Below are 24408 nucleotides of genomic sequence, written 5' to 3'. Positions count from 1 at the left end.
ACCCTATCTCCCTGGCCAGGCCAGCGTTCCGGTCCAGAGCCAGCGGCGGCGGCGCAGGGGGTTGGCGTGGGGGCCCGGCCAGGTGAAGCGGGGCAGGGCCAGGGCCGGGGTGGCGGGGGTGAGCAGGGCCCCATCGACGGTGGCCACCTGGAGGAAGTGGCGGCCGCAGATCTGGTCGTCGCCGGGCAGGTGGCTGTTGAAGGGATAGGAGAACGACCGGGGCGCTTCCCCCAGGACCCCGCCGAGCACGGCGCTGGATCGGACCAGTTCCTGCTCGAACGCCGCCGGGCTGATATTGCAGCGGGGGACATGGTGGTGGCCGTGGCTGCCGATCTCGTGGCCGGCGTCCCGGGCCCGGCGCAGGTGGGCCTCGCTGGGGTAAAGGCCAACGGCTGCCGCCACCAGCTCGCCGGCCGTGCCCCAGCGCTCGGCCAGCTCCGCCAGCAGATCCCGGACCCGGGCCACGGGGGTGGCATCCCGCAGCCGGGCGATCAGGGCCGCCCCCCCCAGGTCGGCCGGCAGACCCAGCCGGCGCCGGGCCAGCTCCTCCAGCCGGGGCGCATAGGTGGGGTGGGCCCCGTACCAGTAGAGGGCGTGCTCCCAGACCAGTTCCCCGCCGGCGAGCATCCCGGTGGACTGGAAGAACACCGCGGGGATGCCCAGCGCCTGCAGGACGTCCATCCCTTCCTCGTAGTTGCAGCGCAGGCCGTCATCGAAGCTGACGATCACTGCGAACTCCTCAGCGGAGGGAAAGCGGCCCGCCCGCAGATCGGCGTAGGTGAGGAAGCGGGCGCCGTGGCGCCGCAGGAACCCCAGTTCCGCAGCCAGCTCGTCAGGGGGGATCGGCGGCACCCCGAAGCGGTCGAGGAACGGCACCCGGCCAGGCTCCTCCACCCGGTGGTAGAGCAGACACAGCACCTTGCCCCGCAGGCGCCGGCGCCAGAGGCGATCCAGGGGCGGCAGGAACAGCAGGTCCGCCGCCCGGTTGGCCGCCCGCCCCAGGCGGCTCATGGCTGCTCCCCCCGCACCACCCGCGCGCTCCGGTCCCGGTTCGCCTGGTCGGCCAGGTAGTCGCGCACCAGGCCGCGGTCGATGCGGCGGTTGGCCAGCAGCCGCTGCCAGGGCTCGTAGACATAGCCGGTGCGCCTGAGGAACAGCTTGCCCTTCTCCCACTGGGGCACCCGTGGGGCGGTGCCGGCCTCGAGCCTCCGGGCCGCCTCGATCAGCAGCTCAATGCCCACATGGAAGCTGCGTACGTCAATGGTCTCGACGTCGTCGTCGGGCTCCATCGGCACCCGGGCCGACAGGATGATGTCGCCGCTGTCGATGCCGGGATCGATGTGGTGCACGGTGACGCCCACCAGCTCCGGATGCCCCTCCATGAGCATGTAGAGGTTGCAGTTGGCGCCGCGGGAGTAGGGCGACAGCCCGGTGTGCAGATTGATGAGGCCGTGGCGGAGGGTGGGGATCAGCTCCAGCACCGGTGCCCGCAGCAGCTGGGTGCCGTTCACCAGGACGATGTCGGGGGCGACCTGGCGCAGGAAATCGGCGGTGCGCTGCTCGTTGATGGCCGAGGTGACCAGCACCGGCACCCCTTCCGGCAGCTCGGGCGGGGCGCCGTTGTAGTGGAACAGCTGCCGCTGCAGGGCGGCGCCGCGGCGGTCGTGGGGCCGCAGCAGCACCCGGGCGATCAGCTGGCGCAGCAGCCGCAGGGGGCGGCGGTATTTGGCCAGCCGGGAGAGGGTGCTGCGGCTGGCCGGCGGCGACACCTGCAGCACCCCCCCCACGAGGGTGAACTCCTCGGCCACCCGCCGCACCAGGTGGCGCTGGTAGAGGCCGTCGCAACAGAGCACGGCCACCCGCAGGGAGCTCACGGCCATGGATCCGCCGATCGCAGCATCATCTGCGGATGGTACGGACGGGGCGGCCGGAAGGCGGCACAGTGGGACCGATCCTGAGGCGCCCATGGCCGTCCGTGACGTGCTCACCATCGGCGATCCGCGCCTGCGCCAGGTGAGTGCGCCGGTGGAACGGTTCGACGACTCCGCCCTGTCGGCCCTGCTCGACGACCTGCGCGACACCATGGCCGCCGCCGATGGCGCCGGCCTGGCGGCCCCCCAGATCGGCGTGCCCCTGCGGGTGGTGATCTTCGGCATCACCCACAACCCCCGCTACCCGGAGGCGCCCCCCATCCCGGAAACGGTGCTGATCAATCCCGTGCTCACACCCCTGGGCGACGACCTGGACGACGACGCCTGGGAGGGCTGCCTGAGCGTGCCCGGCTGGCGCGCCCGGGTGCCCCGCTGGCGCCGCCTGCGCTACAGGGGCTTCGACGGCCAGGGGCAACCGATTGAGCGGGAGGTGGACGGCTTCCACGCCCGGGTGGTGCAGCACGAATGCGACCACCTCGATGGGGTGCTGTTTCCGGACCGGGTGCCGGCGGGGCTGCCCCGTGGCTGAGCTCACCGCTGCCGTCCCGCCGCGGACCCCCCGCTGGTGGGTGCGCGGCGACCTGGACGGCTTCCTCGGGCTCGGCCTCGACAACCTGATCCAGATCCTGCTGATCCTGGGCCTGTGTCGCGGCGTGCTGGGGTATCCCGATGAGCTGATCTTCGGCACGATCCTGCCGGCCACCGGCATCAGCCTGGTGGTGGGCAACGTGGCCTACGCCGTGCAGGCCCACCGGCTGGGGCGGCGCGAGGGCCGTGACGACCGCACCGCCCTGCCCTACGGCATCAACACGGTCAGCCTGTTCGCCTACGTGTTCCTGGTGATGCTGCCGGTGAAGCTGGCGGCCACCGGCCAGGGCCTGGATCCCCAGGCCGCTTCGCTGCTCTCCTGGCGCGCCGGGCTGCTGGCCTGCCTGGGGTCGGGGCTGATCGAGGCGGGGGGCGCCTTCCTGGTGGCCCCCCTGCGCCGCTGGCTGCCCCGGGCGGCCCTGCTCTCCACCCTGGCCGGCATCGCCCTCGGCTACATCGGGCTGGGTTTCCTGCTGCGCACCTATGCCGTCCCGGTGGTGGGGCTGGCCGTGCTGGCGGTGATCCTGCTGGCCTATTTCGGCCAGGCCCGGCTGCCCCTGCCGGGTGGCGTGCTGGCGGTGCTGGTGGGCATCGTGCTGGCCGCGGCCACGGGCCTGCTGCGGCTGGATGGGCCCACCTGGCAGGCCAACGTCGCTCAGGTGGGTCTGCATCTGCCCGTGCCCCGCCTCGGCGCCCTCTGGGAGGGTCGTGACGCCCTGGTCCCCTGGCTGGGGGTGACGGTGCCCATGGGTCTGTTCAACCTGCTGGGTTCCCTGCAGAACCTGGAGAGCGCCGAGGCGGCCGGTGACGCCTACCCGGTGAAGAGCTCCCTGCTGATCAACGGCATCGGCACGATCGCGGCGGCAGCACTCGGCTCCTGCTTCCCCACCACCATCTACATCGGCCACCCCGGCTGGAAGGGGATGGGCGCCCGCATCGGCTACTCCTGGCTCAACGGCCTGGTGATGGGCCTGGGCTGCCTGCTGGGGCTGTTCGGCGTGGTGGGCCAGCTGGTGCCGATCGAGGCCGGCATGGCGATCGTGCTCTACATCGCCCTGGTGATGGCGGCCCAGGCCTTCCAGGCCACACCCCCCTCCCATGCCCCCGCCGTGGCCCTCGGCCTGCTGCCCGGCCTGGCGGGTTGGGGATCCCTGATGCTGAAGGCGGGGCTGCGGGCCGGGGGCAGCGGCACCCCGGCCAACCCCTTCGGTCCCCAGTTGCTGTTGCCGCTGCAGCAGGCGGATGTGTGGGCCGCCGGTGCCTTCGCCCTGGAGCAGGGCCAGATCCTGGCGGCGATGCTGCTGGCGGCGATGCTCGTCTATGTGATCGAGCAGCGCTTCCGCGCCGCCGCCCTCTGCGCCCTGGTGGCGGCGGCCGCCTCCTGGTTGGGGCTGATCCACGCCTGGAGTTTCACCCTGGCCGACACGGTGCTGGACCCCGGCTGGGGCAGCGGCACCCCCTGGGCCCTGGGTTATCTGGCGATGGCGGTGGTGTTTCTGCTGGGGCGACGGCAAGGACCCACCTGACCATTCAAGGACAACGAATCAGGAGTCCTTGTTCTGGTTGTTGTCCTTGAGAATCTCTTTGCTGTGAGTTTTCTTCTTCAGTTTGGCCATCTGCTTTTGAGAGGCACGGCGGGACGACCTGAGTTTGCTGTGATAGGCGCGTTTGGCCTGCCAGGCCTCGACTCTGGCCAAGAGGCTCTTGCGTTGTTTTTCTGCGCTACGGGTGGCATCGTGTTGACTCTTCCGCTTGCGGAGGCGACTCCATTCCTGTAGCACGGTGAGTTCACTGTCCGGTCGCTGGGCCGAGGCCGCAAACGCAAGGCTGAAGCCCAGGGTGGAGATGGTCACATGAAAACAGCGTTGCAACAGACTCCACAGGATGGAAGGCTTGGCTCTGCCGAACTGCTCCATTGCGTTGCGTTTTGCCTGCTCCAGGGAAACCAGGAGTTTTGCCCGCAACACCGGAAGTGAAGTGGCGAGATTGGCCTCCGAAAGGCTCGGCCCGCCCGCCGCTTGGAGCCGGGACTTCAGATCAGCCGGACTGGACGCCCCCGTGATGGCAAGGCGCATGCCCTCGAACCGCTGGCTCACGACGGACTGCTCATTGCCACTCTGGCCTTGAATGTTGGCGGCATAAAGGCGCCAGGAAGAGACGACCTGCAGGGGCACGAGCAGCAGGAAGCCCAGGGCCACAACCAAGGCCCATCTGGAGATGAAGCCGTGGTAGGCGCGCAACGAAAGGTTGGACCCGTCCAGATGCATCGCCAGATGGGTGATGGCCATCCCGACCAGGGGAAGGGCCGCGTTCTCCACAAGCACCGAACACAACCGCAACTGCCAGTTCGCATCGAGTAGGGAAATCGGCAGGATGCCTGTGAGCACAACGGCTCCATAGGCCAGGAACAGGGCCAGGGAGATGAACGAAAGCTTGAAGCCTAAGTTTGAGGTCATCGCTCGATCAGAGGTCATCGTCTCAACGAACCAGGAGAACCATCAACGTTCGAATAAAAAAAGCCCTGCGGTAATGCAGGGCTTGGGTAGGGCAGGATTCAGCCGCGATCTCTCTGGGGAGATTCGCTGGAGTCAAGCCGAAGCGGAGATCTTCTTCCTGAGCCTGCGGCTCCAGGCGAAGGTGGCGCCGACCCCCAGCAGGGGCAGCGGGCCTGGGACGGATGACGTGCCAGTTGGCGGCACCACAACCACTTCGCCGCTGGAGACATTGAAGCGCCACACACCGGCCTCACCGACGTTGCTGGTGTTGACCAGATTCAGGACGTCAGCTGTCTTGGAGCCAGGAATCGTGTAGAAGTCCGTGCCGTTGCCCGCATCAAACCCGGCCAAGGCCGGTGTGCCTCCCAGACCCTGGCTGTTGCCACCGCTGGCTTGCCCCGTCGTCCAGTTGAGATCGTCGTAGCGGAACTCGAAGGAGAAATCGCCAGCGGTTCCAGTGGTGGGCTCAAGATTGCGCAGCACCAGCTGAAAATTGTTGGTCGGCGGTCTCAGCTGGTTGTAGACACCAACGTTGTTCCAGGTCACAACCGTGGTGTTGGCATCGGGATTGGTGTACCAGACCAGCCCCTCATCCCCGGAACTGGGGTTTCTTGTGTCCACATCGGCCCACCATGGGGCGATGATGGGCTGGGGGGCACCGGGGAAGAAGGACGGTGTGAATGTTCCGAAAACGGACTGGAAGGTTATGTTCCCGTTGGTATTGGCGTAGTAGTTGTTGTAGGTCGTGCCGTAGAAGTTGATGGCAAACGGCAGGGCGATGGGGCCAACGCCTTGGTCGTCATTCCTGAAGACCGAATTGGTCCCGAAACCCTTCGGACCGCCAAAGCCGCTCAACAGGGGGGCGGCTTGGGCCGGGACCACCAACAGGGCGAGGCCGGAGCCCACTAAGGCCAGCCCAAGTAAAGGGTGGAGAATCTTTGAGGGTTTCATTAGAAAATGGTGGATCTTCCGGTGAAGCTACCATCACTATTGATAAAGTAATCATTAGTCCTGCAACGTTATGCTAAGTAGTCCGCAGCGAACAGTTGTGGTGAGGGGGCTCTGTGCCCTCAGCCACCAGCCAGGGGCCGGTCACCGTGCCGAAGGCCTTGCACCACCCTCCCTTCTTATGGTGGGCTCCCAGAAGGCCTTCTCGGCATGACGGGTTCCGGGAAGGGTCGCTTCAAGCGGTACGAGCATCGCTTTGAGCGGGTGCTGTGGCGCCTGCGCCTGATCGCCATCCTGCCGGTGATCATGAGCCTGGTCAGCACGGTGGTGTCTTTCGTGCTGGGCACGCTCGAGATCTGCAAGGCGCTCGCCGCCTTCGGCAAGGTGGACCAGCTCGACAAGAAATTCGTGGCTGAGCTGCTGGGGGCGATCGTCTCAGGCATCGATCTCTACCTGATCGGCATCGCCCTGCTGATCTTTGGCTACGGGGTCTATGAACTGCTGATCTCCCCGATCGAGGCGGCCCGGGAGCATGACCAGGGCGGCGGCGGCCTGCTGGACATCCGCAGCCTTGACCAGCTGAAGGAGAAGCTGGTCAAAGTGCTGGTTGTGGCTCTGATCGTGTCCGCCTTCAAGGCGATGCTCACCCTGCCGATCAAGGACGGCCCCTCCCTTGCCTTCTTCTGCCTGAGCGTGCTGCTGCTGGCCCTGAGCGGCTATCTGGTGACGGCCAACGTCAACCGTTCGCTGCCCTGAGCATGGGACTATCTTCGCCGCAGTCGGACGCAGTCCCCCAGCTCCTGCGCCTGCGCCGTCCCGACGACTGGCACGTGCACCTGCGTGATGGGGCCCTGCTGCAGGCGGTGGCCCCGGCCACGGCCCGCAGCTTCGCCCGAGCGATCGTGATGCCCAACCTCAGCCCGCCGATCACCACGGTGGCGGCCGCCGCGGCCTACGGCGCCCGGATCCGGGCGGCCCTGCCGGATGGCAGCCGCTTCACGCCCCTGCTCACCGCCTACCTCACCGACACGATCGATCCGCTCGAGATCGAGCGCGGCCACCGCGAGGGGGTGTTCACCGCCTGCAAGCTCTACCCGGCCCATGCCACCACCAACGCCGCCGCCGGCGTCACCGACCTGGCCCGGATCGAGGCGGTGCTGGCCACGATGGAGCGCATCGGCATGCCCCTGCTCATCCACGGCGAGGTGACCGACGCCGAGATCGACATCTTCGATCGCGAAGCCGTGTTCATCGAGCGCCACCTGGCGCCGCTGCTGCAGCGCCATCCGGGCCTGAAGGTGGTGCTGGAGCACATCACCACGGCGGAGTCCGTCGCCTTCGTGCGCCAGGGGGGCGCCAACCTGGCCGCCACCATCACCCCCCATCACCTGCACATCAATCGCAACGCCATGTTCCAGGGCGGACTGCGGCCGGACTTCTACTGCCTGCCGGTGGCCAAGCGCGAACGCCATCGTCTGGCCCTGCGCGAGGCGGCCACCTCGGGGGAGTCCTGCTTCTTCCTGGGCACCGATTCGGCCCCCCACCCCCGCTCGGCCAAGGAAAGCGCCTGTGGCTGCGCCGGCATCTACAACGCCCCCTTCGCCCTGGAGAGCTACGCGGCAGTGTTCGAGCAGGAGGGGGCCCTGGATCGCCTCGAGGCCTTCGCCAGCCTGCATGGGCCCGCCTTCTACGGGCTGCCCCTGAACGAGGGCCACATCACCCTGGTGCGGGAGCCCCACACGGTGCCGCTGCGTCTGCACGGCAACGCCGCCAATGGGGACGCCACCACGCTGGTGCCCTTCCATGCCGGCCAGGTGCTGCCGTGGCGGCTGGCCGACGACGACTGAGCGCCAGCCCCGCCGGGATGGATCAGGGGCGCGGTGCCAACGGCGCCCCGTCCGCCAGGGAGGGAACGCCGCTCAGCACGGCGGTGCCCGCCGGTTGTCGGCCGGCCGCCGGGATGCGCTCCTTGCTGCGGTAGCCCCGGCCGTCGAACACCTCGCGCACCCAGGTGGCAGGTGCGCCGCCGCCGGACTGCAGCCGCCAGAGATCGCGCCAGCGGTTGCGGCGCGCCTCCGGGACGATGACCGGCAGCCGGCTGGTGGGGAAGCTGGTGATGAGGCGGTAGCCCCGGGCTTCCTGGCGGAACACCTGGAGCGTGCAGCCACCGGTGCCGCAGACGTAGGGACCCATCAGGTAGACGAGCACGTCCTGACGGCCATCCCCATCGAGGTCGGTGCGGCCGTACACGTAGCTGACCCGACCCATGCCCCCGGCGGCGCTTCCCAGGGGGCGGCGCAGGTCGGGGGAGGCCGCCATGATCGCCGTCTCCAGCGCCGGGTCGGGCCGGTTGCTGTAGCCGGGCCCGGCGGCGGCGCGGGGTTCCCAGATGAGGATGCCGCCATCGGCCAGCAGGCTCAGGTTGAGCCGGCCGTCCCGCAGCAGGTAGCCCCGCACATAGGGAAGCTGGCGGGCCAGGGGTTCCCCCAGGCTGGGCGCCGGGCACAGGGCCTTGGTACTGGCCAGGGGCCCGAAGCGGAAGCCGCCGTTGCCTGGGTCGGTGCTGGGCTCCACCTGCCAGCTGCCCGTGGCGCGGTTGCAGTCGAGCTGCAGGACCGCCCGGCCATCGGCCTGGAGCGAGAGGGTGTAGCGGGAGGCGTCCTGCGGGCGCTTCAGGCCCTGGGCGTCATCCATCGACTGGATCCCCACCAGCTGCCAGCTGGTCCCCTGTAGCGGCGGGTTCTGGGGGGCTGCGTGCAGGGGTAGCGCCGCCCCCGCCAGGAGCGAAGCCGCGGCCACGGCGCCCCCGCTCCAAGCCGCCAGGAGCCGGATCGAGCTGGCTGGGAAAGGCATCGGGCGTCTCCGGCGGGCTCTCCACAATCGGACACGGACGCCGGAGTGGCGGCAAACGTACGAGCATGGGCGTGCCGCCCTGTCGCTGCCATGGGCCTTCTCCGCGCCGCCGCCACCTACTTCGCCCTGGTCTTCGGCACCGGCTTCGTGCTGGGGGCGGTGCGGGTGACGTTGCTGGTGCCGCGGCTGGGGCAGCGCCTCGCCGAACTGCTGGAGATGCCGTGGATGGCCCTGGCGATGGTGCTGGCCGCCCGGCTGGTGGTGCGGCGGCAGCTCCCCGGCCGAAGCCCCCTCACCCGGGCGGCGGCCGGGGTCCTCGCCCTGGTGTTCATGGTGGCGGCGGAGCTGGCGGTGGGGCTGTTCCTGCAGCAGCGCCCCCTGCAGGACGTGCTCATCGGCCGCGACCCTGTCTCCGGCGCCGTGTATCTGGCCCTGCTGCTTCTCTACGCGCTGCTACCGCTGCTGCTGGGCAGGGGCTCCACCACCACGGCGGTGCCGTAGCAGAGCACTTCGGTGGCGGCGGCGGTGCCGCCCTGCACCTCCGAGCCGTCGTAGCGGGTGCCGACGATGGCATTGGCCCCCAGGGCCCGGGCGTGCTGGATCATCTGCTCGTAGGCCTGCTCCCGGGCCTGCTCGCACATCTCGGTGTAGGCGCCGATGCGGCCGCCCACGATCTGCTTGAGCCCGCCCAGGAAGCCCTGCACCAGGGTGGGGGAGCGCACGACGATGCCGCGCACCAGGCCCCGGTAGGCGGTGATTGTGTAGCCCTCGATCGTGAAGGTGGTGGTCACGAACACGGGTTTGACCATCGGAGAGCGGTCGGCGGCTGCCCCATCCTGCTGGGCGCGGCAACGCGCATCAAGCGGCGTGCTTCAGGCGGCCGGGGCGAGGGCTGCTTCCAGGACGGGAATCGCCCGCTCCAGGGCCACCCCGCGGCTGGCCTTGAGCAGCACCCGGTCCCCAGGCTCGAGCCAGTCGAGCAGCACGGCGGCCGCCTCCTCCGGCGTGGCCGCCCGCGCCAGCCGCGGCAAGCCGGCGGCGGCGGCGAGCATTTCCTGCGCCTCGGCCTCGGCGGCCACGATCACCAGTCCGTCGAGGCCCAGCGCCCGGGCCCGTCCCGCCACCTGGCGGTGCAGCTCCAGGCTGCGCTCCCCCAGCTCGAGCATCGTGCCCAGCACCGCATAGCGGCGGCCTGCGCAGGCTCCATCCGGGGCCCCCAACAGCTCCAGGGCGGCGAGAACCGCCTCCGGAGAGGCGTTGTAGGTCTCATCGAGCAGCTCCACGCCCCCCAGCTGCAGGCGTCGGGCGCGACCGCCCGGCAGTTCCACCGCCAGGTCGGCCAGGGCTGCTGCCGGCACGCCCAGTTCCCGGGCGACGGCCACCGCCAGAAGCAGGTTGCGGGCGTTGTGGCGGCCCTCCAGCGGCAGGGCCAGGCTCGGGCCGTCCAGGAGGCACAGGCGAGACCCCTCCAGCCGGCCCACCAGCTCCGGCGCAGGCAGCCCCGCCGGGAAGCCCGTCGCCTCGTCCTCCAGGGCGACGCGCACCACCCGGCCCCGCCACACCCGCGCCAGGGACTGCTCCAGCAGCGGATCCCCGGCGGGAATCACCAGCACCCCTTCCGGTCCGAGTCCGGCGGTGATTTCGCACTTGGCCTGGCCGATCGCCTCCCGGCTGCCCAGCCGGCCGATGTGGGCGGTGCCGATGTTGGTGATCACGGCCACGTCCGGCTCGGTGCAGCGGGTCAGACGGTCGATCTCCCCCAGTCCCCGCATCCCCATCTCCACCACCAGGGCCGCCGTGCCCGCGTCCGCTTTCAGGATCGTGAGCGGCGCTCCCACGTCGTTGTTCTCGTTGCCGCTGCTGGCCACCACCGGCCCCAGCGGGGTCAGGGCGGCCCGGATCAGCTCCCGTGTTGTCGTCTTGCCCGCCGAACCGGTCACCGCCACCACCGGCAGCCCCAGCTGCCGCCGCCAGAGACGGGCCAGCTGCTGGTAGGCCTCCAGGGTGTCGTCCACGGGCCAGATGGGCCGGCCGCTGCCGGCCACCAGCTCCGCCAGCGCCGCCCCATCCAGCCGGTCCCGCTGCACCAGGGCCGCCGCCGCCCCGGCGGTGAAGGCATCGGCAAGGAAGCGGTGACCATCGAAGCGCTCCCCCACCAGCGGCACGAACAGGGCGCCGGTCAGATCGCCGCGGCTGTCGGTGCTGACCCGACGGATGGGCTCGGGGCCGGCGCTGCCGGGGGCCACCAGGGGCTCGCCGAAGAGCTGGAACAACGGCTCGAACGGCAGCAGCATCAACCTGAAGTCCCGGGGTCGAGCAGGATCATGCCCGACCCCACCAGGGCGCCGCGGGCGAGCAGCCGCCGCTGGCCGTCCACCAGCTCCAGCCGCTCGTAGCCCAGCCCCCGGGCACGCTGCTGCCAGCGCTCCGCCCAGCGTCCCCGGCTCGCCGGGGCGAGGCTGGCGTAGGCCGGTGCCATCGTCAGCACCAGGCGACCTTCGGCGGGCTCCGGATGGGCCGAGGCGATCAGGTGCTCCGGGTCATCCTCTGCCAGCAGGGCCAGGAGGGGATCGAGCTCCAGGACGGGCGGCGGCTCGGGGTCGGTCGCCGGCGCGGTCGCGGTGCTGGGCAGCGGCGCTGCCGCGGGCCCGACCGGCGGGGCCACAGGCGCGGGTGTGGAGGCGGTTGGAGCCGAGACGGACGCCGCTGGTGCCGTTGGCGCTGGAGCCACGACGGCTGACGTGGCATCACTGGTCAGGCGGGCGCCACGCTGGGACAGCCCGCGCCGGGCCTGACCCGCCAGGGCCAGGAGCAGGGCCAGCAGGGCCGCCAGCAGCAGCGGCCAGAACAGGGGGGCCAGCCCCTGGGGCCAGAAGCCCGGCACCGACAGGTCCCCCTCGCCATTGCGGCGCCAGAGTTCTCGCAGCTTCAGGCGCAGGGAAGCCAGCACGGCCAGCAGCGCCTGGGCGAGCCGACCCCAGGGGCTCGCGTAGGGCGCCGGCAGATCGGAGGGTGGCGGAACCGGATCAGCCATGGACGCCGGACACGGGGAGCTGGCTCAGGAGTCGTTGCGGCGGCGCAGCAGGGCCAGGGGGTTGCGGGGACGCTGGGGCGGCGGCGGCTCCTTGGGGGACCCCTCCGGCCTGGAGTCGTCGTGCAGCAGGCTCGGATCCGCCCCCTGACCCTGGGAGAAGCGCTCCACCTGGGCCGCGTCGGGGGTGGGCTCCTTGACCCCGCACACCTCCCGGTACATGGCGTCGTACTCCAGGGCGGAGCGGTTCCAGCTGAAGTCGGTGGTCATGGCCCGCCGCTGCAGCTCCTGCCAGCTGGGTTCGTTGCGGTAGGCCTCCCAGGAGCGCACGATCGTCGTGTAGAAGTCGATGGCTTCGTAGCGATCGAAGCCGTAGCCGGTGCCGCTGCCGGCGGTGGGGTCGTTGGGGGGCACGGTGTCCACCAGGCCGCCGACGCGGCGCACCACGGGGATCGAGCCGTAGCGCATCGCCAGCATCTGGCTGATGCCGCAGGGCTCGAAGCGGCTCGGCATCAGGAAGGCGTCGCTGCCGGCATAGATCAGCCGCGACAGGGCGTCGTCATAGGTGAGGAACACGGAGAAGCGGCCGGGGTGGCGGGCCGCCATCTGCCACAGACCGGACTCATAGCCCCGATCGCCGGTGCCCAGCACCACGAATTGGCTGTCGCTGTAGGCCAGCACCCGGTCGGCGACCTGCAGGAGCAGGTCGACACCCTTCTGGTCCACCAGCCGGCTCACCATCCCCATCAGGTAGGAGCGGGGGTTGACGTTCAGGCCCATCCGCTCCTGCAGCAGCCGCTTGCTGGCGCTGCGGCCGCTGAGGTCGCCTGAGGAGAAGGGGGCCGGCAGGGTGGTGTCGGTGGCTGGATTCCAGTCCTCGGTGTCGATGCCGTTGAGGATGCCGCGCAGCTTGCCGCTGATGAAGTTGAGCAGGCCGTCGATGCGCTCGCCGTATTCAGGCGTGCGGATCTCCATCGCGTAGGTGGGCGAGACCGCATTCACCCGGTCGGCGTAGAGCAGGGCCGCCGCCATGGTGTGGTCGCCCTGCATGTACCAGGGGCACCAGGTCATGCGGTCCAGCTTCCAGCGCCAGGGGCCCTGGTAGCGGAGGTTGTGGATGGTGAACACCGTGCTGATCTCCGGGTCCTGATGCATCCACACCGGGATCATTCCCGTGTGCCAGTCGTGGCAATGGAGAACCTGGGGCTTCCAGCCGCCGTTCCAGGCGAATTCGGCAGTGGCGTTGGCAAAGAAGGTGAAGCGCCAGTCCTCATCTTCACCGCCATAGATGCGCTCGGGATCGAACACCGGATGGCCCACCAGATAGATGGTCAGACCGCTGGTGGGGTGGCGGGTTTCGTAGATGGCGAAATCGGTGCCCATCGCGTGGCCACGCCACATCGGTTCGGCCGGAATCTCCAGCCGACTCCACAGTTTTCCGTAGCCCGGCATGATGATCCGGACGTCGTGCCCCAATGCCGCCAGGGCCGGTGGCAGGGAGCCGACCACGTCGCCCATGCCCCCCACCTTGATCATCGGAGCGCACTCCGCAGCGGCAAACAGAACCCTCATCCGTGCTCGATCGCTGGTGCGCCTGGAACTCTACGGGCTGCCACGGAACGCACCGGCTGCCGCAGGCAGCGGGCTCAGGGCAGCACCGTCACCGGTGTGCCGACCTGCACCATGTCGAACAGCTCCTTGACGTCCTCATCGAACAGCCGCACACAGCCATGGGAGACGGCACCGCCGACACTGTCGCGGTTCGGCGTGCCGTGGAACCCGGAGGTCACGCACCCCTTCACCTCCAGATGCTCCTGGCCGTTGAAGCCGCGCCGGCCCTTGCAGTCGCGATGGAAGCCGATCCAGCGGGAACCGAGGGGATTGGTGGGGCCGGGGGGGATGCGCACGCCCTTGGCGGGATGCTCCCAGATCGGGTAGGCGGTCTTCTCGATCACGCTGAAGGATCCCACCGGCGTCTCCCAGCCGGGCATCCCCACCCCCACCCGGAAGCGGCGCCGCTCCCGGTCCCCTTCCATCACCTTGAGGAGCCGCCTGCGGCGGTCCAGGACCAGCTGCAACGGGGGAAAGGCGGGCTCCACCGTCGTCGCCGCCGGCTCAGGGTGGGTCGCTGACGGGTCGGTACCTGGGGCGGCGGCCAGAGCGGTCGCCACCGACCATCCGGAGAGACAGCTGAACAGGGCCAGAGCCAGGGGCAGGGTGGCTTGGCGGTTCACGATGCGGTCAGCCGGGATCAGACTTCTGGTCTGAGGTTGGCGAGCCGAACGCAGCCACGGTCCGGGGCCGTCCCGGAACAGGCCTGGCCGGGCCTGAGCCCGGTCTAAACTCCTCCTACCAAGTCCAACGGTGAGCCCGATTGCAGCCTCGATTGCGGCGATCGATTGCATCGCCACGGTTGCACCGATTCGCCGTCAGCACGTCTGCCCTTCTGTTCATGGGTCTGGAGATCGTCACCCCAGCCCTTGGGGCTCCGGACCATCACCCCGGCCTTCTCTACAGCTACAAGAACGACACCGTCCCGCCCCGCTGTTCGCGCAGCTTCTGGCTGCTCCAGAAGAGCAAGAAGGTGTGGTTCCTGGTCGATGAGCACCACAAGGACTCGGACACCCAACCCGCCTTCTTCTACCGGGGCCGGAGAATTCTCTACAGCGGTGATCTGCGCTCACTGCCGCCGGAACGGAGAAAGCCTCTCGAAACCAACAGCATCGTGTGGGGCCAGACCGTTGCCCATGGCTGGGGACGGGGGCCGAACGGGACGAACCACTACCTGCATCTGTGGACCCGCTGGTCGATCTTCCAGCCAGCCCGTTGCCATCCCGAGTACTTCACGATGACCTTCCTGTCCCCCCATCAGCGCTGAGGGGGTGGCAGAGGGACAGGCAGTTGGTCGCTGCGCCGATCCGCCGGTGGCTGATCGTCCATCCGTAGGCGCTGCGGAGTTTCAGGAACATCACCAGGCCCCAGTGGGCCTCCCTGGCCAGGGGATCCTCACCTGTGGCTTCCATCGCCTTCTCCACGGTGGCCAGGGCGGCATCGAAGTCGAAGGGGGCACCCTGGTCGAGGATCTGCACGCAGAACCGCTGGCTGCTCACCTGCACCGACAGCTGGACCGGCGGCGGCGGGTCGAGATCGGCGTGGGCATGGCGAACCGCATTGGTGAACCCCTCGACAAGGGCCAGCTGGGCCTGCATCCAGAGCTCCGAAGGCACGGCAGGGTCACTCAGTTGCTCAAACCAGCGAAGCACCGTCTCGATTTCATCGAGATCACTGTGGACGGCGAGCTGGCTGAGGGGCCGATCGGATTCTGAGGCCTGGGGCAGGTTCATGCCGCCCCGGAGTTCTTGCTGAACAGAACCAGAAAGGTGCGGACGATCAGCTTGAGGTCATATCCCAGACTCCAGTTCTGCTGATAGCGAAGATCCAGCCGGATCACATCTTCGAAATCCCGGATCGATGAACGGCCACTCACCTGCCATTCCCCACTCAGGCCAGGCCGCACATCAAAGCGCTGCCAACTGGGGATGGCATAGCGCCGCACTTCGTCCGGGGTGGCGGGCCGGGTGCCGATCAGGCTCATGTCGCCGACCAGCACGTTCCAGAACTGGGGCAGTTCATCCAGGCTGGTCTTGCGCAGGATCCGGCCCACGCGGGTGATCCTGGGGTCATTGTCATTCTTGAAGAAGGCCCCCTGGGCCTGGTTCACCACACTGTCCTTCAGGCGTTCGGCATCGGTGACCATCGAGCGGAACTTCCAGATGCGGAAATGGCGGCCCATCCAGCCGCAGCGCACCTGACGGAACAGGATCGGCCCCGGGCTGTCCAGACGGATCGCCAGGGCGATGGGCAGGAACAGCACCGCCGTGACCCCCAGCCCCACCAGGGCGCCGCAGACATCCATGCCTCGCTTGACGGCGGAGCGCACCGAGGGGTGGGTCAGCGGTGGCCGCTGGTCCTCGGCCCGGGAGAGCTGGGGCAGCAGCCCTTCGGAATGGTCCGTGATCGGCAGGACCTTCTCCAGTCCCGTCATCTGCAGGGCCAGGAACACCTGCCGGTGCAGGCTCCAGGCCGCCAGGGGAACCGCACGCTCCTGGGCCGTCTTGATGGCGCCCACCAGGGCACCGATGCCGCTGCTGTCGATGATGGCCGTGCGACCGAAATCCAGGATCACCTGCCGCAGGTCCTCCACCTCCGCCAGCCAGCCAGCGAAACCGGAGCGGAACGCCACGGCTTCGGCGACGGTGAGCCGGGGCGGCAGCTGCAGGATCAGGACGCCGTTGCGCACGGTCGTGACGAAGGCCTCCTGGGACGACGGGACGCCGCTCATGGCTCGGGAAAGTGGGAGTGGAGACTCCGGCAGAGGGACTGGGCGGAGCTGTCGGTCACGTCGCTGATCGAGGTCTTGAACGGGGCACCGAGAAAGCGCACGAGATCCCCTGGACTCCAGGCGATCGGCACACCCATCTGCTTCAGGGCCAGGGCGAGTTCCACCTGGTGATCGTCGACATGCTCCTGATAGCGGACGCTGCGGGGCACCAGAATGAAGGGCTGCTCCAGTTCATCGAGCAACAGGACCGTTCCTTCCCCGCAATGGGCAATCACGACCCGCGCCCGTTCCACCAGGGCCCGAAAGGAGTCCTCCTTCAGCAACCGGTACACGGTGGTACCGCTGGGGAGAAACGTACAGGTGCCGTACTGAACAACGATCTCCTCATCGAGGAGCTCCTGCTGGATCAGCAGCTCCATCCACTGCATCAGCCGGTTGAACGGGAACTGTTCCGTCCCCACACTCACCAGGATCATGGTGCCACCTTGTCCTGGACAAGTTCGGCGCGGGGATAGCGACGCTGCAGCTGGGGCCAGTGCACGTAGAGGATGTCAAGAAACGGTCGAACGAGCCGCGCCGAGAGGCTCAGGGTCTCGATGCGGGTCACGGACTCGATGAACACGGTCTTGCATCCGAACAGCTTACCGAGCAGAAGAAAGGGGACGGCCACACCGGCACCGGTCGAAACGATCACGTCCGGCCGTTGGCTGCGGATCACCTGCAGTGCCAGCCCCAGGTTGCGCAACAGATTGGGCAGGTTGCGGTTGGTGGGGCTGTGGGCCCATTGCACCGGCTCCCCGGCCAGCGCCGTTTCGGTGGTCGGCGTGCGGAAGGTGATCCAGAGATGGGGATGGCGCCCCCAGAAATCGGCCAGTTGCTGCAGGGCCTTGAAATGCCCCCCCGATGAACAGACCAGCAGGATCTTCATCGTCCCAGTTCCCCCTGCATGCGCCGCTTCTGGCTGGCGCCGGTGGAGCGCAGCATCCGCCCCTCCAGCCAGCGATAGGGACCCTCCGGCAACACCAGCAGCAGATAGGCCGCCACCAGGGTGATCAGCGTGCGCCGTGGTTCCTCCACCAGCACCCTCCAGTCGGTGGCCAGGGATTGGTGCAGCAGGCGCACGGCCAGGGCGCCGTCCCGCTGACGGGTGGCCCGGCGCGCCAGGTAACGCAGCTGATAGGCCCGGGCCCTGGAGCCCCACTGGGCGATGAAATCGGGGTTGGTGGTTTCGGTCTTGAGCAGAACCCGCTCCCAGGTGGCGTACTGCTTCATCAGGTTGGCCGAGAGTCCGCCGTCGCTGATGCGGTAAAGGGTCAGGGCCTCGGGGATCCCCTCGATGCGCCAGTGGGTCTGGAGGGCGATCCGCAGCCAGCACTCGATGTCTTCGGATTGCCGGAAGGTGTCGTCGAAGAAGAAGTCTTCCTCGGTGCCATAGAGATTGGCGGTGAAGCGAATGGCAGCGAAGACCTCGCGGCGGATGACGACCGCGGAGCCATTGCCGATCGGATTGCGGCAGAAGACGATCTCCGGCGTGATGTCCTGCAACCTCGGCATCTGGTAGATCCCGATCGGTCTGGAGTCCTCATCGATGAATCCGGAGCGGGAAAAGCTGACACCCACTTCCGGCCGCGCCTGCAGATGGGCCACATGGCGCTCAACCTTGGTGGGCAGCCACAGATCATCGCTGTCCAGAAATCCCAGGAACTCCCCCTTGGCCTGCCGGATGCCGGTGTTGCGCGCCCCGGCCAGGCCCCGGTTCTGCTGATGCACCACCCGAACGCGCCGGTCCTGGTACCCCTGGCAGATCGCCACCCCGTCATCGGTGGAGCCGTCGTTCACCACCAGGATCTCCAGGTTGGGGTAGGTCTGGCTGAGAACGGATTCCAGGCTTTCCCTCACCGTGGCGGCGGAGTTGTAGAGCGGCATCACCACCGAGACCAGGGGGGATGGGCTCATGGGAGTGGCCTCACAGGCAGCGGGGCGTTGGCGAGAGCCATCATGGCCTTGCCCCGTCGTGGCGGCCACCCAGGCGGCGGAAGGGGGCCAGCAGCTGTCGGGCGAAGACGGCCAGGGCCGTGAGCACGGTACGGCGCGGCTCCTGCAGCAGGATCCGCCAGTCGGAGCGCAGGGAGCGCAGCATGAAATCGGTGCCGATGGCGGGGGCTCCCCCCAGGCGCAGGGAGCGCCGGGCCAGGTAGCGCAGGTGGATGGCCTGGGCCGTGGCGAAGTGGCGCGCCACCAGCTCCGGCGCATAGCCACGGGCTTCGGTGATCAGCCGCAGCCAGCCCCGCTCCATGCGCTGCAGGCTCGAGGAGAGTCCCCCGGTCGAGGTGCGGTAGTAGGTGAGCACCTGGGGCAAGCCGGCGATCTGCCAGCGGCCATCGCAGGCCACCCGCAGCAGCCATTCCAGATCCTCCGAATAACTCATGTCGGCGACGAATCCGCCCACCGCGTCGAACACCTGCCGCCGCAGCACCCAGTTCGACGTGGTGTTGGTGGGGTTCTCACAGAGAAAGTCCACCGGACGATGCGATTCACGTGGCAGGGCCGCCAGCAGGCCCGTGGGTGTCCCCCCAGGGGACAGGAACGCGACGCGGGCGAAACTCACCCCGACATCAGCATGGTTGGCGTGGTATGCCACATGCAGGTGCAGCTTGTCGGGATGCCAGAGGTCATCGGCATCGAGGAAGGCGATCAGGGGCGCACGGCTGCACGCCACCCCGCGATTGCGCGCCATCGAGACCCCGGCGTTGGGCTGGATCACGAGGTGCACCCGGGGATCCTCCCCGAACAGGCTGGACACGATGGCGGCGCTGTCGTCGGTGGAGCCGTCGTCCACCGCGATCAGTTCCCAGTTGCTCAGGCTCTGGTTCAGCACGGAGCGCAGGGTTTGCTCGATGTGCGGCGCCGCGTTGTAGATCGGAACCACCACGGCAATGGCCGGTCCTTCCAGCGTTGCCGGATCTGGTACGACCGCAGCGGTCTCGTGAAGATCCATGTCCACCATCGTGGCGGCTACGAGGTATGGCTGGAGCGGTGGCCGCCCAGAAGCCGACGCAGGATGGCCATGAAACGCCCCATCAAGGTGATCCGGATCATCCGCAGGCGTTTGGCGTAGTAATCGAACTGGTTGATGGTTGGTGGCTGACCCTCCTGGAAGTGGTTCAGCTGGCGCGCAGGCAGCAGCTTGGATGTCCAGTCGATGGAGTTGATATGGCGAAACTGTTCGTGGCCGAAACGGGCCTGGAGCTTCTCCTTGATCTGGTCAGGCGTGCGGTAGGGGTAGTGGCGGTTGTAGAGGCGCTGGGAGCAGGCCTTCTTGAGTCCGTTGGGCCACTGGGGTGCCACCGCTTCGTTCCACGGTTGATCGGGCTGGTTGCGGAAAAAGCGGTACTCCCGCCAGTTGGCTGAGTAGTACCGACGCCGTTCGGTGATGGGTCGGTTGGTTTCCAGCTGCTCGGTCGCCCAGTTCTTGTAATCCGTATCCGTGAAATAGAACTGAAGATTCCAGGCCGTCACGAAGTCGGCCTTTTCGCGATTCGCCTTGGCGAGCACGTCTCTGGGGTTCCCTTCAAGGAACTCATCCCCATCCAGCCGCAACCACCAATCCTGATCCGTCAGTTCATGGTTGTATTTGTTGTAGACGATGGAGCGCATCCCGTCACGGAATGGAATAAGGAGCTGTTCCTCAATCACGATCGCCGGATACTGTTTTGCAAGGGCATTGACGGTTTCCCAGGTTCCATCCGTGCTGCCGTTATCAAGAACAAAGATCCGATCGCAGAACGTCAGCGCATGATGCAGACAATCTGCAATGACATCGCCCTCATTCTTGATCAGGCAAATGGCGTAGATCTTCACGAGCGGATCGGGCGGACGGACGTCAAGGTTGGCTTGGCTGGCGCCCTGGGCACCACGGAGGTGCTCCGGACCGGTGGCGGGAGCAGGGGCTTGAAGGCTTCCGTCACCATAACCTCGCCTCGGGCGGGGCCCCAGTCACAGGCCTGCGGGCTGAGCGATCTGGATCCTTCGCAGCAGCCGTTGCCCCAGCATCAGGTAGATCGGTTGCAGCGTGAGATGGGTTGCTGCCACGGCGACAGCCACGCCGAGGGATCCCCATGTCGTGCCGATCAGAATGGCCACGGTGAGTGCCACCGTGAAGGCCAGGTTCCAGAGCAGATCCACCTGGGGCAAGCCCACCGCGCGGAACAACATGGCGGAGGCGTTGGCGAAAGGCCTGGACAGGGCCGACAGGCAGATCAGCATGAGAATCGGCACCGCCCCCTCCGACACCCATTGCCGGCCAAAGACGATCGGCACATACAGCGGGGCAAGGCTGCACTGCAGGGCCACCACGGGCACGATCACCTTGGTGATGGTGATCAGGTTCTTGCGGAAACGCTCCTTGAGTACGGCGGGTTGGCTGCGGACGTCACAGAAGTCGGAGTAGAGCGAGACCGACAAGGCATTGATCACGCTCAGGCTCAGACCGAGTCCGGCATTGAAGGCGAAGTAGTAGACCCCAAGCGCCTTGACACCGATGAAGCGGCCGATCAGGAGATAGTCCACGTTCTCCCGGAAGGTGTTGAGCATCTCCACCCCGAGAATGCGACTGCCGAACTGCAGCACGGACTTCCAGCGTTTGATCGTGAACGACATGGCCGGCCGCCAGGGCTCGAAGCGCAGCATCATCGCGACCCAGACGGGAGCCACCAGCAACTTGGGAAGCACAATCGCCCACATGCCCATTCCCAGCAGCGCAAAGATTCCCGTCATCAGGTTTTCGCTGGCGACGGCAGCCAGGTTGGTCATGCTGTAGAACTTCAGCCGATTCTTGCGACGCACCAGCGCCGACTGGACCATGGAGAGTGGATAGATCAGATAGCTGAAACTCACCACGATGATTGGCACGATCAGCGCATTGTCGTTGTAGACCCTGGCCATGACAGTCGAACCAATGACCTGGATAAGAAACAGGCTGAATCCGATCAGCCAGTTCAGACTCCATGCCGTCTGACAGATCTCGCTGACCTCATCCGCATCGGCCTGCACGATCTTGTCGCCGATGCCGTTGCGTGTGAAGACCTTGACCAGTTCGCCGGAGGTCAGCACGATGGCCGCCAGGCCATAGTCCCTGGGGCTCAGCAGCCTGGCCAGCAGAACCGTGGCCACGAGTCGCGAGACTCGGATTCCCACCTCCCCCACACCCATCCAGCCGATGTTGCGGATGAATCGATCCTTCGGGATGAACCGTTTCAGGTTGCTGAGCAGGCGCATTAACGGTCAACCCCACGCTGGAGCTTCTGATGGCTCATCATGGCATCAAGGCCTCTCACTGCAGTTCCTTCTGGTTGGCATCACGACACGGCCTGAAGCTCTGGCTGGGGAATGCTTTTCTTTTCCTGCAGAGCCATTCCCATGATCACCATCCCCGGCCAGAAGAGATAAACAAGAATTTCAAGATTCTCGCCAAACGTATACATGAATAGGAGGATGATGATTCCCAGCCCTGCTGAGCCAAGTTGATAGTGGGGGCTTGCCGCGCGGCGCAGCAGATCCACCCCCGTTGCCAGCATCGGCACCGCAATAGCGAAGAATCCCACGATGCCCTTGACAAAAAGAACTCCGGCCCAGGTGTGATGGGAGCCGATGGCCATGTACTCCACCAGATGGGGGCCGCCTTCCACAACACCATGCCCCCAGATCGGAGCCTCAGTCTCCCAGCGATGGAAGGCGATTCGCTTCAACGCAAAGCGAACACGGGTCGAGCCAGCCCGAGCTCCCTTGAAGCCTTCCCAGTAATCATTGATGGCCGTAAGAATCGATGTGGCGAAGATCCCGCCCAGATAGGAGACAACCCCAAGTGATATCAGCATGACCGGTTTGCGGAGTCTGGAAACCACGAACGTCACGGACGGGATCAGGATGATGCAGAGCTGGGCCAGACGTGACTTGCAGACAAAGCACATGACGATCGAACCGGCAATCCCCAGCAGTTTCCATTTTTGGTCCTTTTCCAGGAGGCAAATCATGAAGTTGATGTTGCCAACAAAACCAAGCGCTGGCCCCCACGGTGCAAAGAGACGCCAGCGAAGATCACCTGTGCTGCCATCGATTTCGTAGAGAGGAACATCAAAGAACTCATTTCCCGGACCACCGACGGCCCTCAGTGGCGAAACATAGAGAACCTCTGGAAGCCCAAGATTGGGAGTCAGCATCAGAAACGGCATGATGAGCAGCGTATGCAGCCCGACGATGCATATGGCACGGGTAATGATGCTGCTGCGAATCGGCAAGGCTCCGGCTAGCGGGTAAAGGGCCAAAGCGGCCCAGCCCTTGGCCCAGCCGATGGTGGACTTGATGATCGCCCCCGTTCCGAGGTTGAAATTCACATGGCCTGCAATCAAGGCAACTTCCATGACGATCATGCCGATAATCCAAAGCCAGATCACAGGAGAGATTGAAATTTCCTCGTTCTCCTCTGGGTGATCCATGCGGGCCAGGATCTTGATCAGCAGGCAACCCAGGAGTAGCCAGCACAGAACAGATCCCACCACATAGAGTCCACCGACGAGCCAGATGGGGTACGTGCAGATAATCGACCACCACACCAGACGCTCTGGCACGTTTCTTGGCTGAAGACCATCCTCAGAATGAAAGGCCTTGGAAAGAAGCGTCTTGAGTCCCAAAGAAGTCTCCTGGTTAGGTTGAAACCCAACGGCCGAGCCGCTTGATCCAGGGCTTGCGGATCCATAAGATCCAGAGACCTGTCGTCGTCAGGATCGAGCCGAAAGCTGAGCCAGCAAGAACCAATGAACGTTTTGGTGACGTCGCCTTCTCCGGCAGCGATGGCTCCACAGCAATCTGGATCAGCGGGAAGGCTGCAAAGATGTTCGCCTGACCAAGATCCAGTTTGGCCAATGTCGATGCAAACACGGCTTCTGCGATCTGCTCGTTTCGCTTCAGGTTCTCCAAAGACGACTGCCTCTGGGACATCAGCCGAAGCCGGTTCTCCAAGGAGCTGATCTGTTGATCAAGCTTACGAACTTGTGATGCAGCACCACTGGCATCTGATTGGTAATTCACCAGATTCTGAAAGAGAGACTCGCGCCCCGAACTTGCACCCGTCAAGGCAAGTCGTGAGAGCGTCTGGGCGGATGCAGGCCGACCAAGCAAGAGAGTGGCACGCTGATTCAAGGCCTGCATGGCCGCCTCTTGCCGCTTAATCTCTTTGAGAATCCGAGGATTATTTCGGCCGAACTTAGACTGTTGAACCTTCAGGATTGACGTGGCTTCGCTGTAGTCTTTTAAATTCTGCTGGAAGATCTGATCCACCTGCAACTTGAACGCATCTGTGGCATCGGATGGAGATAGCCCCAGGCTACGACTCAATTTCTCCAGTCGACTTTCAGCCTGCGATTGCTGAGCAGCGAGTTCGGCCCTTTGCTTGCGCAACTGTTCGATATTGGCCGACAGGATCTCCACCTGTTCTGTCGATGTGAGGCCAGACTGGCGCTTGTATGCAGACACTTGCTTTTGGGCATTCTCAAGCTTCTGCTGCGTTTCCAGAAGAATCTTCTGTGCTGGACCTTGCCGTTGCTCGATCTCGCTGACACGCAGCTCATTGAGACGCTCTACCATGGCGTCATGTAATGCATTGGCACGCTTGCGAGCATCTTCAGGCGATGGACCGGTGGTATCAATCTGCATCAGCGTTGTGTTATCAATATTCTTAATGCGTGGCTTGGCGAAGTCCGCCTTGGGAATATTGGCAATCTTGGCAGCCCTTGCTAAAACCTGATCGCTAACGAAGATGAATTCATAGTTGGCTCGAGGATCAAATGTTGCCAAGCCAAGGGACTCGTTAGATGCCGTAGCTTGACCAATCTCAGGCAGGCTTAAATTCACAGCGTTAGCACTTCCAGGTAAAATCAAAGCCCAGGAGCTGGTATAGACAGGCTTCGCCAGCAGAAGATAAAGAATGCTGGATCCCCAGATCAGACCATTCGTACACGTAGAAACGAAAAGATAACGACTCCAGCGAAGCTTGTCCGTTCGACTCAGCTTTTTCCACCAACCCTTTGGATCGGGAGGCTTCAACCCAGGGATGTTTCGAAACTGCTCGGCAAACAGCCGCGTCGCCTTGCCCAAGGGTTCTTGCACGGCCTGCACTTTAGGCCTGATTCGTCTGATGATCGGCGGAGCGTCTTTCACTTCACT

At 66.1% G+C, this 24408-nt stretch carries 26 protein-coding genes; 6 read left to right on the top strand and 20 right to left on the bottom strand.

What is annotated here, in order from left to right:
• Positions 1-3: 3 nt before the first annotated feature.
• The gene (locus KUG38_RS09305; RefSeq protein WP_216920827.1) at positions 4-1011 is read right to left on the bottom strand and encodes a polysaccharide deacetylase family protein; all 1008 of its coding nucleotides are present in this window, start codon (positions 1009-1011) and stop codon (positions 4-6) included.
• On the bottom strand, positions 1008-1880 hold the full coding sequence (locus KUG38_RS09300; RefSeq protein WP_216920826.1) for a formyl transferase: 873 nt from the start codon (positions 1878-1880) through the stop codon (positions 1008-1010). The genes KUG38_RS09305 and KUG38_RS09300 overlap by 4 nt, the downstream gene beginning before the upstream one ends.
• 85 nt (positions 1881-1965) lie before the next feature.
• Between KUG38_RS09300 and def the strand changes: the two genes are divergently transcribed.
• Positions 1966-2460 carry a peptide deformylase gene (def, locus tag KUG38_RS09295; protein ID WP_216920824.1) on the top strand — a complete coding sequence of 165 codons (495 nt, stop codon included), beginning with the start codon at positions 1966-1968 and terminating at the stop codon, positions 2458-2460.
• Positions 2411-4045: an NCS2 family permease gene (locus tag KUG38_RS09290; protein ID WP_286195846.1), complete on the top strand. Its 1635-nt coding sequence runs from the start codon at positions 2411-2413 to the stop codon at positions 4043-4045. The genes def and KUG38_RS09290 overlap by 50 nt, the downstream gene beginning before the upstream one ends.
• An 18-nt stretch (positions 4046-4063) precedes the next feature.
• Here the strand turns inward: KUG38_RS09290 and KUG38_RS09285 are convergent, their stop codons facing one another.
• Positions 4064-4993, bottom strand: a complete 930-nt coding sequence (locus KUG38_RS09285; protein WP_216920820.1) for a hypothetical protein — start codon at positions 4991-4993, stop codon at positions 4064-4066.
• A gap of 114 nt (positions 4994-5107) precedes the next feature.
• A complete protein-coding gene (locus KUG38_RS09280) occupies positions 5108-5920 on the bottom strand; it encodes a nidogen-like domain-containing protein (protein WP_216920818.1) in 813 nt (270 codons plus the stop codon).
• 252 nt (positions 5921-6172) lie between these two features.
• Between KUG38_RS09280 and KUG38_RS09275 the strand changes: the two genes are divergently transcribed.
• Together KUG38_RS09275 and pyrC are read left to right on the top strand one after the other, a co-directional pair.
• Positions 6173-6718 carry a YqhA family protein gene (locus tag KUG38_RS09275; RefSeq protein ID WP_216920817.1) on the top strand — a complete coding sequence of 182 codons (546 nt, stop codon included), beginning with the start codon at positions 6173-6175 and terminating at the stop codon, positions 6716-6718.
• A gap of 2 nt (positions 6719-6720) precedes the next feature.
• The gene (pyrC, locus tag KUG38_RS09270; RefSeq protein ID WP_216920814.1) at positions 6721-7809 is read left to right on the top strand and encodes a dihydroorotase; all 1089 of its coding nucleotides are present in this window, start codon (positions 6721-6723) and stop codon (positions 7807-7809) included.
• Positions 7810-7831: 22 nt separating this feature from the next.
• On the opposite strand, the gene KUG38_RS09265 is transcribed toward pyrC, so the two are convergent.
• Positions 7832-8815 (bottom strand): META domain-containing protein, encoded by a 984-nt coding sequence (locus KUG38_RS09265; protein WP_216920812.1) that lies wholly within the window; start codon positions 8813-8815, stop codon positions 7832-7834.
• A gap of 90 nt (positions 8816-8905) precedes the next feature.
• Here KUG38_RS09265 and KUG38_RS09260 point away from each other — a divergent pair, with 90 nt between their 5' ends.
• Positions 8906-9316 carry a hypothetical protein gene (locus KUG38_RS09260; protein ID WP_216920811.1) on the top strand — a complete coding sequence of 137 codons (411 nt, stop codon included), beginning with the start codon at positions 8906-8908 and terminating at the stop codon, positions 9314-9316.
• On the opposite strand, the gene KUG38_RS09255 is transcribed toward KUG38_RS09260, so the two are convergent.
• From KUG38_RS09255 to KUG38_RS09235, 5 genes are all read right to left on the bottom strand, one after another.
• Positions 9259-9624 (bottom strand): YbjQ family protein, encoded by a 366-nt coding sequence (locus tag KUG38_RS09255; RefSeq protein ID WP_216920810.1) that lies wholly within the window; start codon positions 9622-9624, stop codon positions 9259-9261. The two genes, KUG38_RS09260 and KUG38_RS09255, sit on opposite strands and share 58 nt — an antisense overlap.
• A gap of 63 nt (positions 9625-9687) precedes the next feature.
• The gene (locus tag KUG38_RS09250) at positions 9688-11109 is read right to left on the bottom strand and encodes a UDP-N-acetylmuramoyl-tripeptide--D-alanyl-D-alanine ligase (RefSeq protein WP_216920809.1); all 1422 of its coding nucleotides are present in this window, start codon (positions 11107-11109) and stop codon (positions 9688-9690) included.
• Complete coding sequence (locus KUG38_RS09245; RefSeq protein WP_216920808.1) at positions 11109-11849, bottom strand: hypothetical protein; 741 nt, start codon at positions 11847-11849, stop codon at positions 11109-11111. The genes KUG38_RS09250 and KUG38_RS09245 overlap by 1 nt, the downstream gene beginning before the upstream one ends.
• Before the next feature lie 24 nt (positions 11850-11873).
• Positions 11874-13418, bottom strand: coding sequence for a glycogen synthase GlgA (gene glgA / locus KUG38_RS09240; protein ID WP_216920807.1), 1545 nt, complete (start codon positions 13416-13418; stop codon positions 11874-11876).
• 74 nt (positions 13419-13492) lie between these two features.
• Positions 13493-14080: a L,D-transpeptidase gene (locus KUG38_RS09235; protein ID WP_353617763.1), complete on the bottom strand. Its 588-nt coding sequence runs from the start codon at positions 14078-14080 to the stop codon at positions 13493-13495.
• A gap of 179 nt (positions 14081-14259) precedes the next feature.
• Between KUG38_RS09235 and KUG38_RS09230 the strand changes: the two genes are divergently transcribed.
• Complete coding sequence (locus KUG38_RS09230) at positions 14260-14724, top strand: hypothetical protein (protein ID WP_216920806.1); 465 nt, start codon at positions 14260-14262, stop codon at positions 14722-14724.
• Here KUG38_RS09230 and KUG38_RS09225 read toward each other — a convergent pair.
• From KUG38_RS09225 to KUG38_RS09180, 10 genes are all read right to left on the bottom strand, one after another.
• Positions 14690-15190: an ATP-binding protein gene (locus KUG38_RS09225; RefSeq protein WP_216920805.1), complete on the bottom strand. Its 501-nt coding sequence runs from the start codon at positions 15188-15190 to the stop codon at positions 14690-14692. The two genes, KUG38_RS09230 and KUG38_RS09225, sit on opposite strands and share 35 nt — an antisense overlap.
• On the bottom strand, positions 15187-16188 hold the full coding sequence (locus KUG38_RS09220; protein ID WP_216920804.1) for a sugar transferase: 1002 nt from the start codon (positions 16186-16188) through the stop codon (positions 15187-15189). Before KUG38_RS09220 ends, KUG38_RS09225 begins: the two co-directional genes overlap by 4 nt.
• Positions 16185-16664, bottom strand: coding sequence for a glycosyltransferase (locus KUG38_RS09215; RefSeq protein ID WP_216920802.1), 480 nt, complete (start codon positions 16662-16664; stop codon positions 16185-16187). The genes KUG38_RS09220 and KUG38_RS09215 overlap by 4 nt, the downstream gene beginning before the upstream one ends.
• Positions 16661-17116, bottom strand: a complete 456-nt coding sequence (gene pssD, locus KUG38_RS09210; protein ID WP_216920800.1) for a PssD/Cps14F family polysaccharide biosynthesis glycosyltransferase — start codon at positions 17114-17116, stop codon at positions 16661-16663. Before pssD ends, KUG38_RS09215 begins: the two co-directional genes overlap by 4 nt.
• Positions 17113-18144, bottom strand: a complete 1032-nt coding sequence (locus KUG38_RS09205) for a glycosyltransferase family 2 protein (RefSeq protein ID WP_216920798.1) — start codon at positions 18142-18144, stop codon at positions 17113-17115. The genes pssD and KUG38_RS09205 overlap by 4 nt, the downstream gene beginning before the upstream one ends.
• A gap of 40 nt (positions 18145-18184) precedes the next feature.
• The gene (locus KUG38_RS09200) at positions 18185-19186 is read right to left on the bottom strand and encodes a glycosyltransferase family 2 protein (RefSeq protein WP_286195841.1); all 1002 of its coding nucleotides are present in this window, start codon (positions 19184-19186) and stop codon (positions 18185-18187) included.
• Between the two features lie 17 nt (positions 19187-19203).
• Positions 19204-20049 carry a glycosyltransferase gene (locus KUG38_RS09195; protein WP_216920796.1) on the bottom strand — a complete coding sequence of 282 codons (846 nt, stop codon included), beginning with the start codon at positions 20047-20049 and terminating at the stop codon, positions 19204-19206.
• Between the two features lie 135 nt (positions 20050-20184).
• Positions 20185-21465, bottom strand: a complete 1281-nt coding sequence (locus KUG38_RS09190) for a lipopolysaccharide biosynthesis protein (protein ID WP_216920795.1) — start codon at positions 21463-21465, stop codon at positions 20185-20187.
• 80 nt (positions 21466-21545) lie between these two features.
• A complete protein-coding gene (locus tag KUG38_RS09185) occupies positions 21546-22877 on the bottom strand; it encodes an O-antigen ligase domain-containing protein (RefSeq protein ID WP_216920793.1) in 1332 nt (443 codons plus the stop codon).
• A 13-nt stretch (positions 22878-22890) separates the two neighbouring features.
• Entirely contained in the window at positions 22891-24402 is a 1512-nt protein-coding gene (locus tag KUG38_RS09180; RefSeq protein WP_216920791.1) for a GumC family protein, read from the bottom strand.
• Between the last annotated feature and the right edge of the window lie 6 nt (positions 24403-24408).

This window comes from Synechococcus sp. CCAP 1479/9, assembly GCF_019038535.1.
Classification (GTDB): Bacteria; Cyanobacteriota; Cyanobacteriia; order PCC-6307; family Cyanobiaceae; genus Cyanobium.
The sequence above is the reverse complement of the archived record's forward strand: the minus strand, read 5'-3'. Positions and strand labels throughout refer to the sequence as shown.

Excerpts from the sequence above, each read along its gene's own strand:
- KUG38_RS09305 (WP_216920827.1), bottom strand. The coding sequence starts at position 1,011 with ATGAGCCGCCTGGGGCGGGCGGCCAACCGGGCGGCGGACCTGCTGTTC.
- KUG38_RS09300 (WP_216920826.1), bottom strand. The coding sequence starts at position 1,880 with ATGGCCGTGAGCTCCCTGCGGGTGGCCGTGCTCTGTTGCGACGGCCTC.
- def (WP_216920824.1), top strand. The coding sequence starts at position 1,966 with ATGGCCGTCCGTGACGTGCTCACCATCGGCGATCCGCGCCTGCGCCAG.
- KUG38_RS09290 (WP_286195846.1), top strand. The coding sequence starts at position 2,411 with ATGGGGTGCTGTTTCCGGACCGGGTGCCGGCGGGGCTGCCCCGTGGCT.
- KUG38_RS09285 (WP_216920820.1), bottom strand. The coding sequence starts at position 4,993 with ATGACCTCTGATCGAGCGATGACCTCAAACTTAGGCTTCAAGCTTTCG.
- KUG38_RS09275 (WP_216920817.1), top strand. The coding sequence starts at position 6,173 with ATGACGGGTTCCGGGAAGGGTCGCTTCAAGCGGTACGAGCATCGCTTT.
- pyrC (WP_216920814.1), top strand. The coding sequence starts at position 6,721 with ATGGGACTATCTTCGCCGCAGTCGGACGCAGTCCCCCAGCTCCTGCGC.
- KUG38_RS09265 (WP_216920812.1), bottom strand. The coding sequence starts at position 8,815 with ATGCCTTTCCCAGCCAGCTCGATCCGGCTCCTGGCGGCTTGGAGCGGG.
- KUG38_RS09260 (WP_216920811.1), top strand. The coding sequence starts at position 8,906 with ATGGGCCTTCTCCGCGCCGCCGCCACCTACTTCGCCCTGGTCTTCGGC.
- KUG38_RS09255 (WP_216920810.1), bottom strand. The coding sequence starts at position 9,624 with ATGGTCAAACCCGTGTTCGTGACCACCACCTTCACGATCGAGGGCTAC.
- KUG38_RS09250 (WP_216920809.1), bottom strand. The coding sequence starts at position 11,109 with ATGCTGCTGCCGTTCGAGCCGTTGTTCCAGCTCTTCGGCGAGCCCCTG.
- KUG38_RS09245 (WP_216920808.1), bottom strand. The coding sequence starts at position 11,849 with ATGGCTGATCCGGTTCCGCCACCCTCCGATCTGCCGGCGCCCTACGCG.
- glgA (WP_216920807.1), bottom strand. The coding sequence starts at position 13,418 with ATGAGGGTTCTGTTTGCCGCTGCGGAGTGCGCTCCGATGATCAAGGTG.
- KUG38_RS09225 (WP_216920805.1), bottom strand. The coding sequence starts at position 15,190 with ATGAACCTGCCCCAGGCCTCAGAATCCGATCGGCCCCTCAGCCAGCTC.
- KUG38_RS09220 (WP_216920804.1), bottom strand. The coding sequence starts at position 16,188 with ATGAGCGGCGTCCCGTCGTCCCAGGAGGCCTTCGTCACGACCGTGCGC.
- KUG38_RS09215 (WP_216920802.1), bottom strand. The coding sequence starts at position 16,664 with ATGATCCTGGTGAGTGTGGGGACGGAACAGTTCCCGTTCAACCGGCTG.
- pssD (WP_216920800.1), bottom strand. The coding sequence starts at position 17,116 with ATGAAGATCCTGCTGGTCTGTTCATCGGGGGGGCATTTCAAGGCCCTG.
- KUG38_RS09205 (WP_216920798.1), bottom strand. The coding sequence starts at position 18,144 with ATGAGCCCATCCCCCCTGGTCTCGGTGGTGATGCCGCTCTACAACTCC.
- KUG38_RS09200 (WP_286195841.1), bottom strand. The coding sequence starts at position 19,186 with ATGGATCTTCACGAGACCGCTGCGGTCGTACCAGATCCGGCAACGCTG.
- KUG38_RS09190 (WP_216920795.1), bottom strand. The coding sequence starts at position 21,465 with ATGCGCCTGCTCAGCAACCTGAAACGGTTCATCCCGAAGGATCGATTC.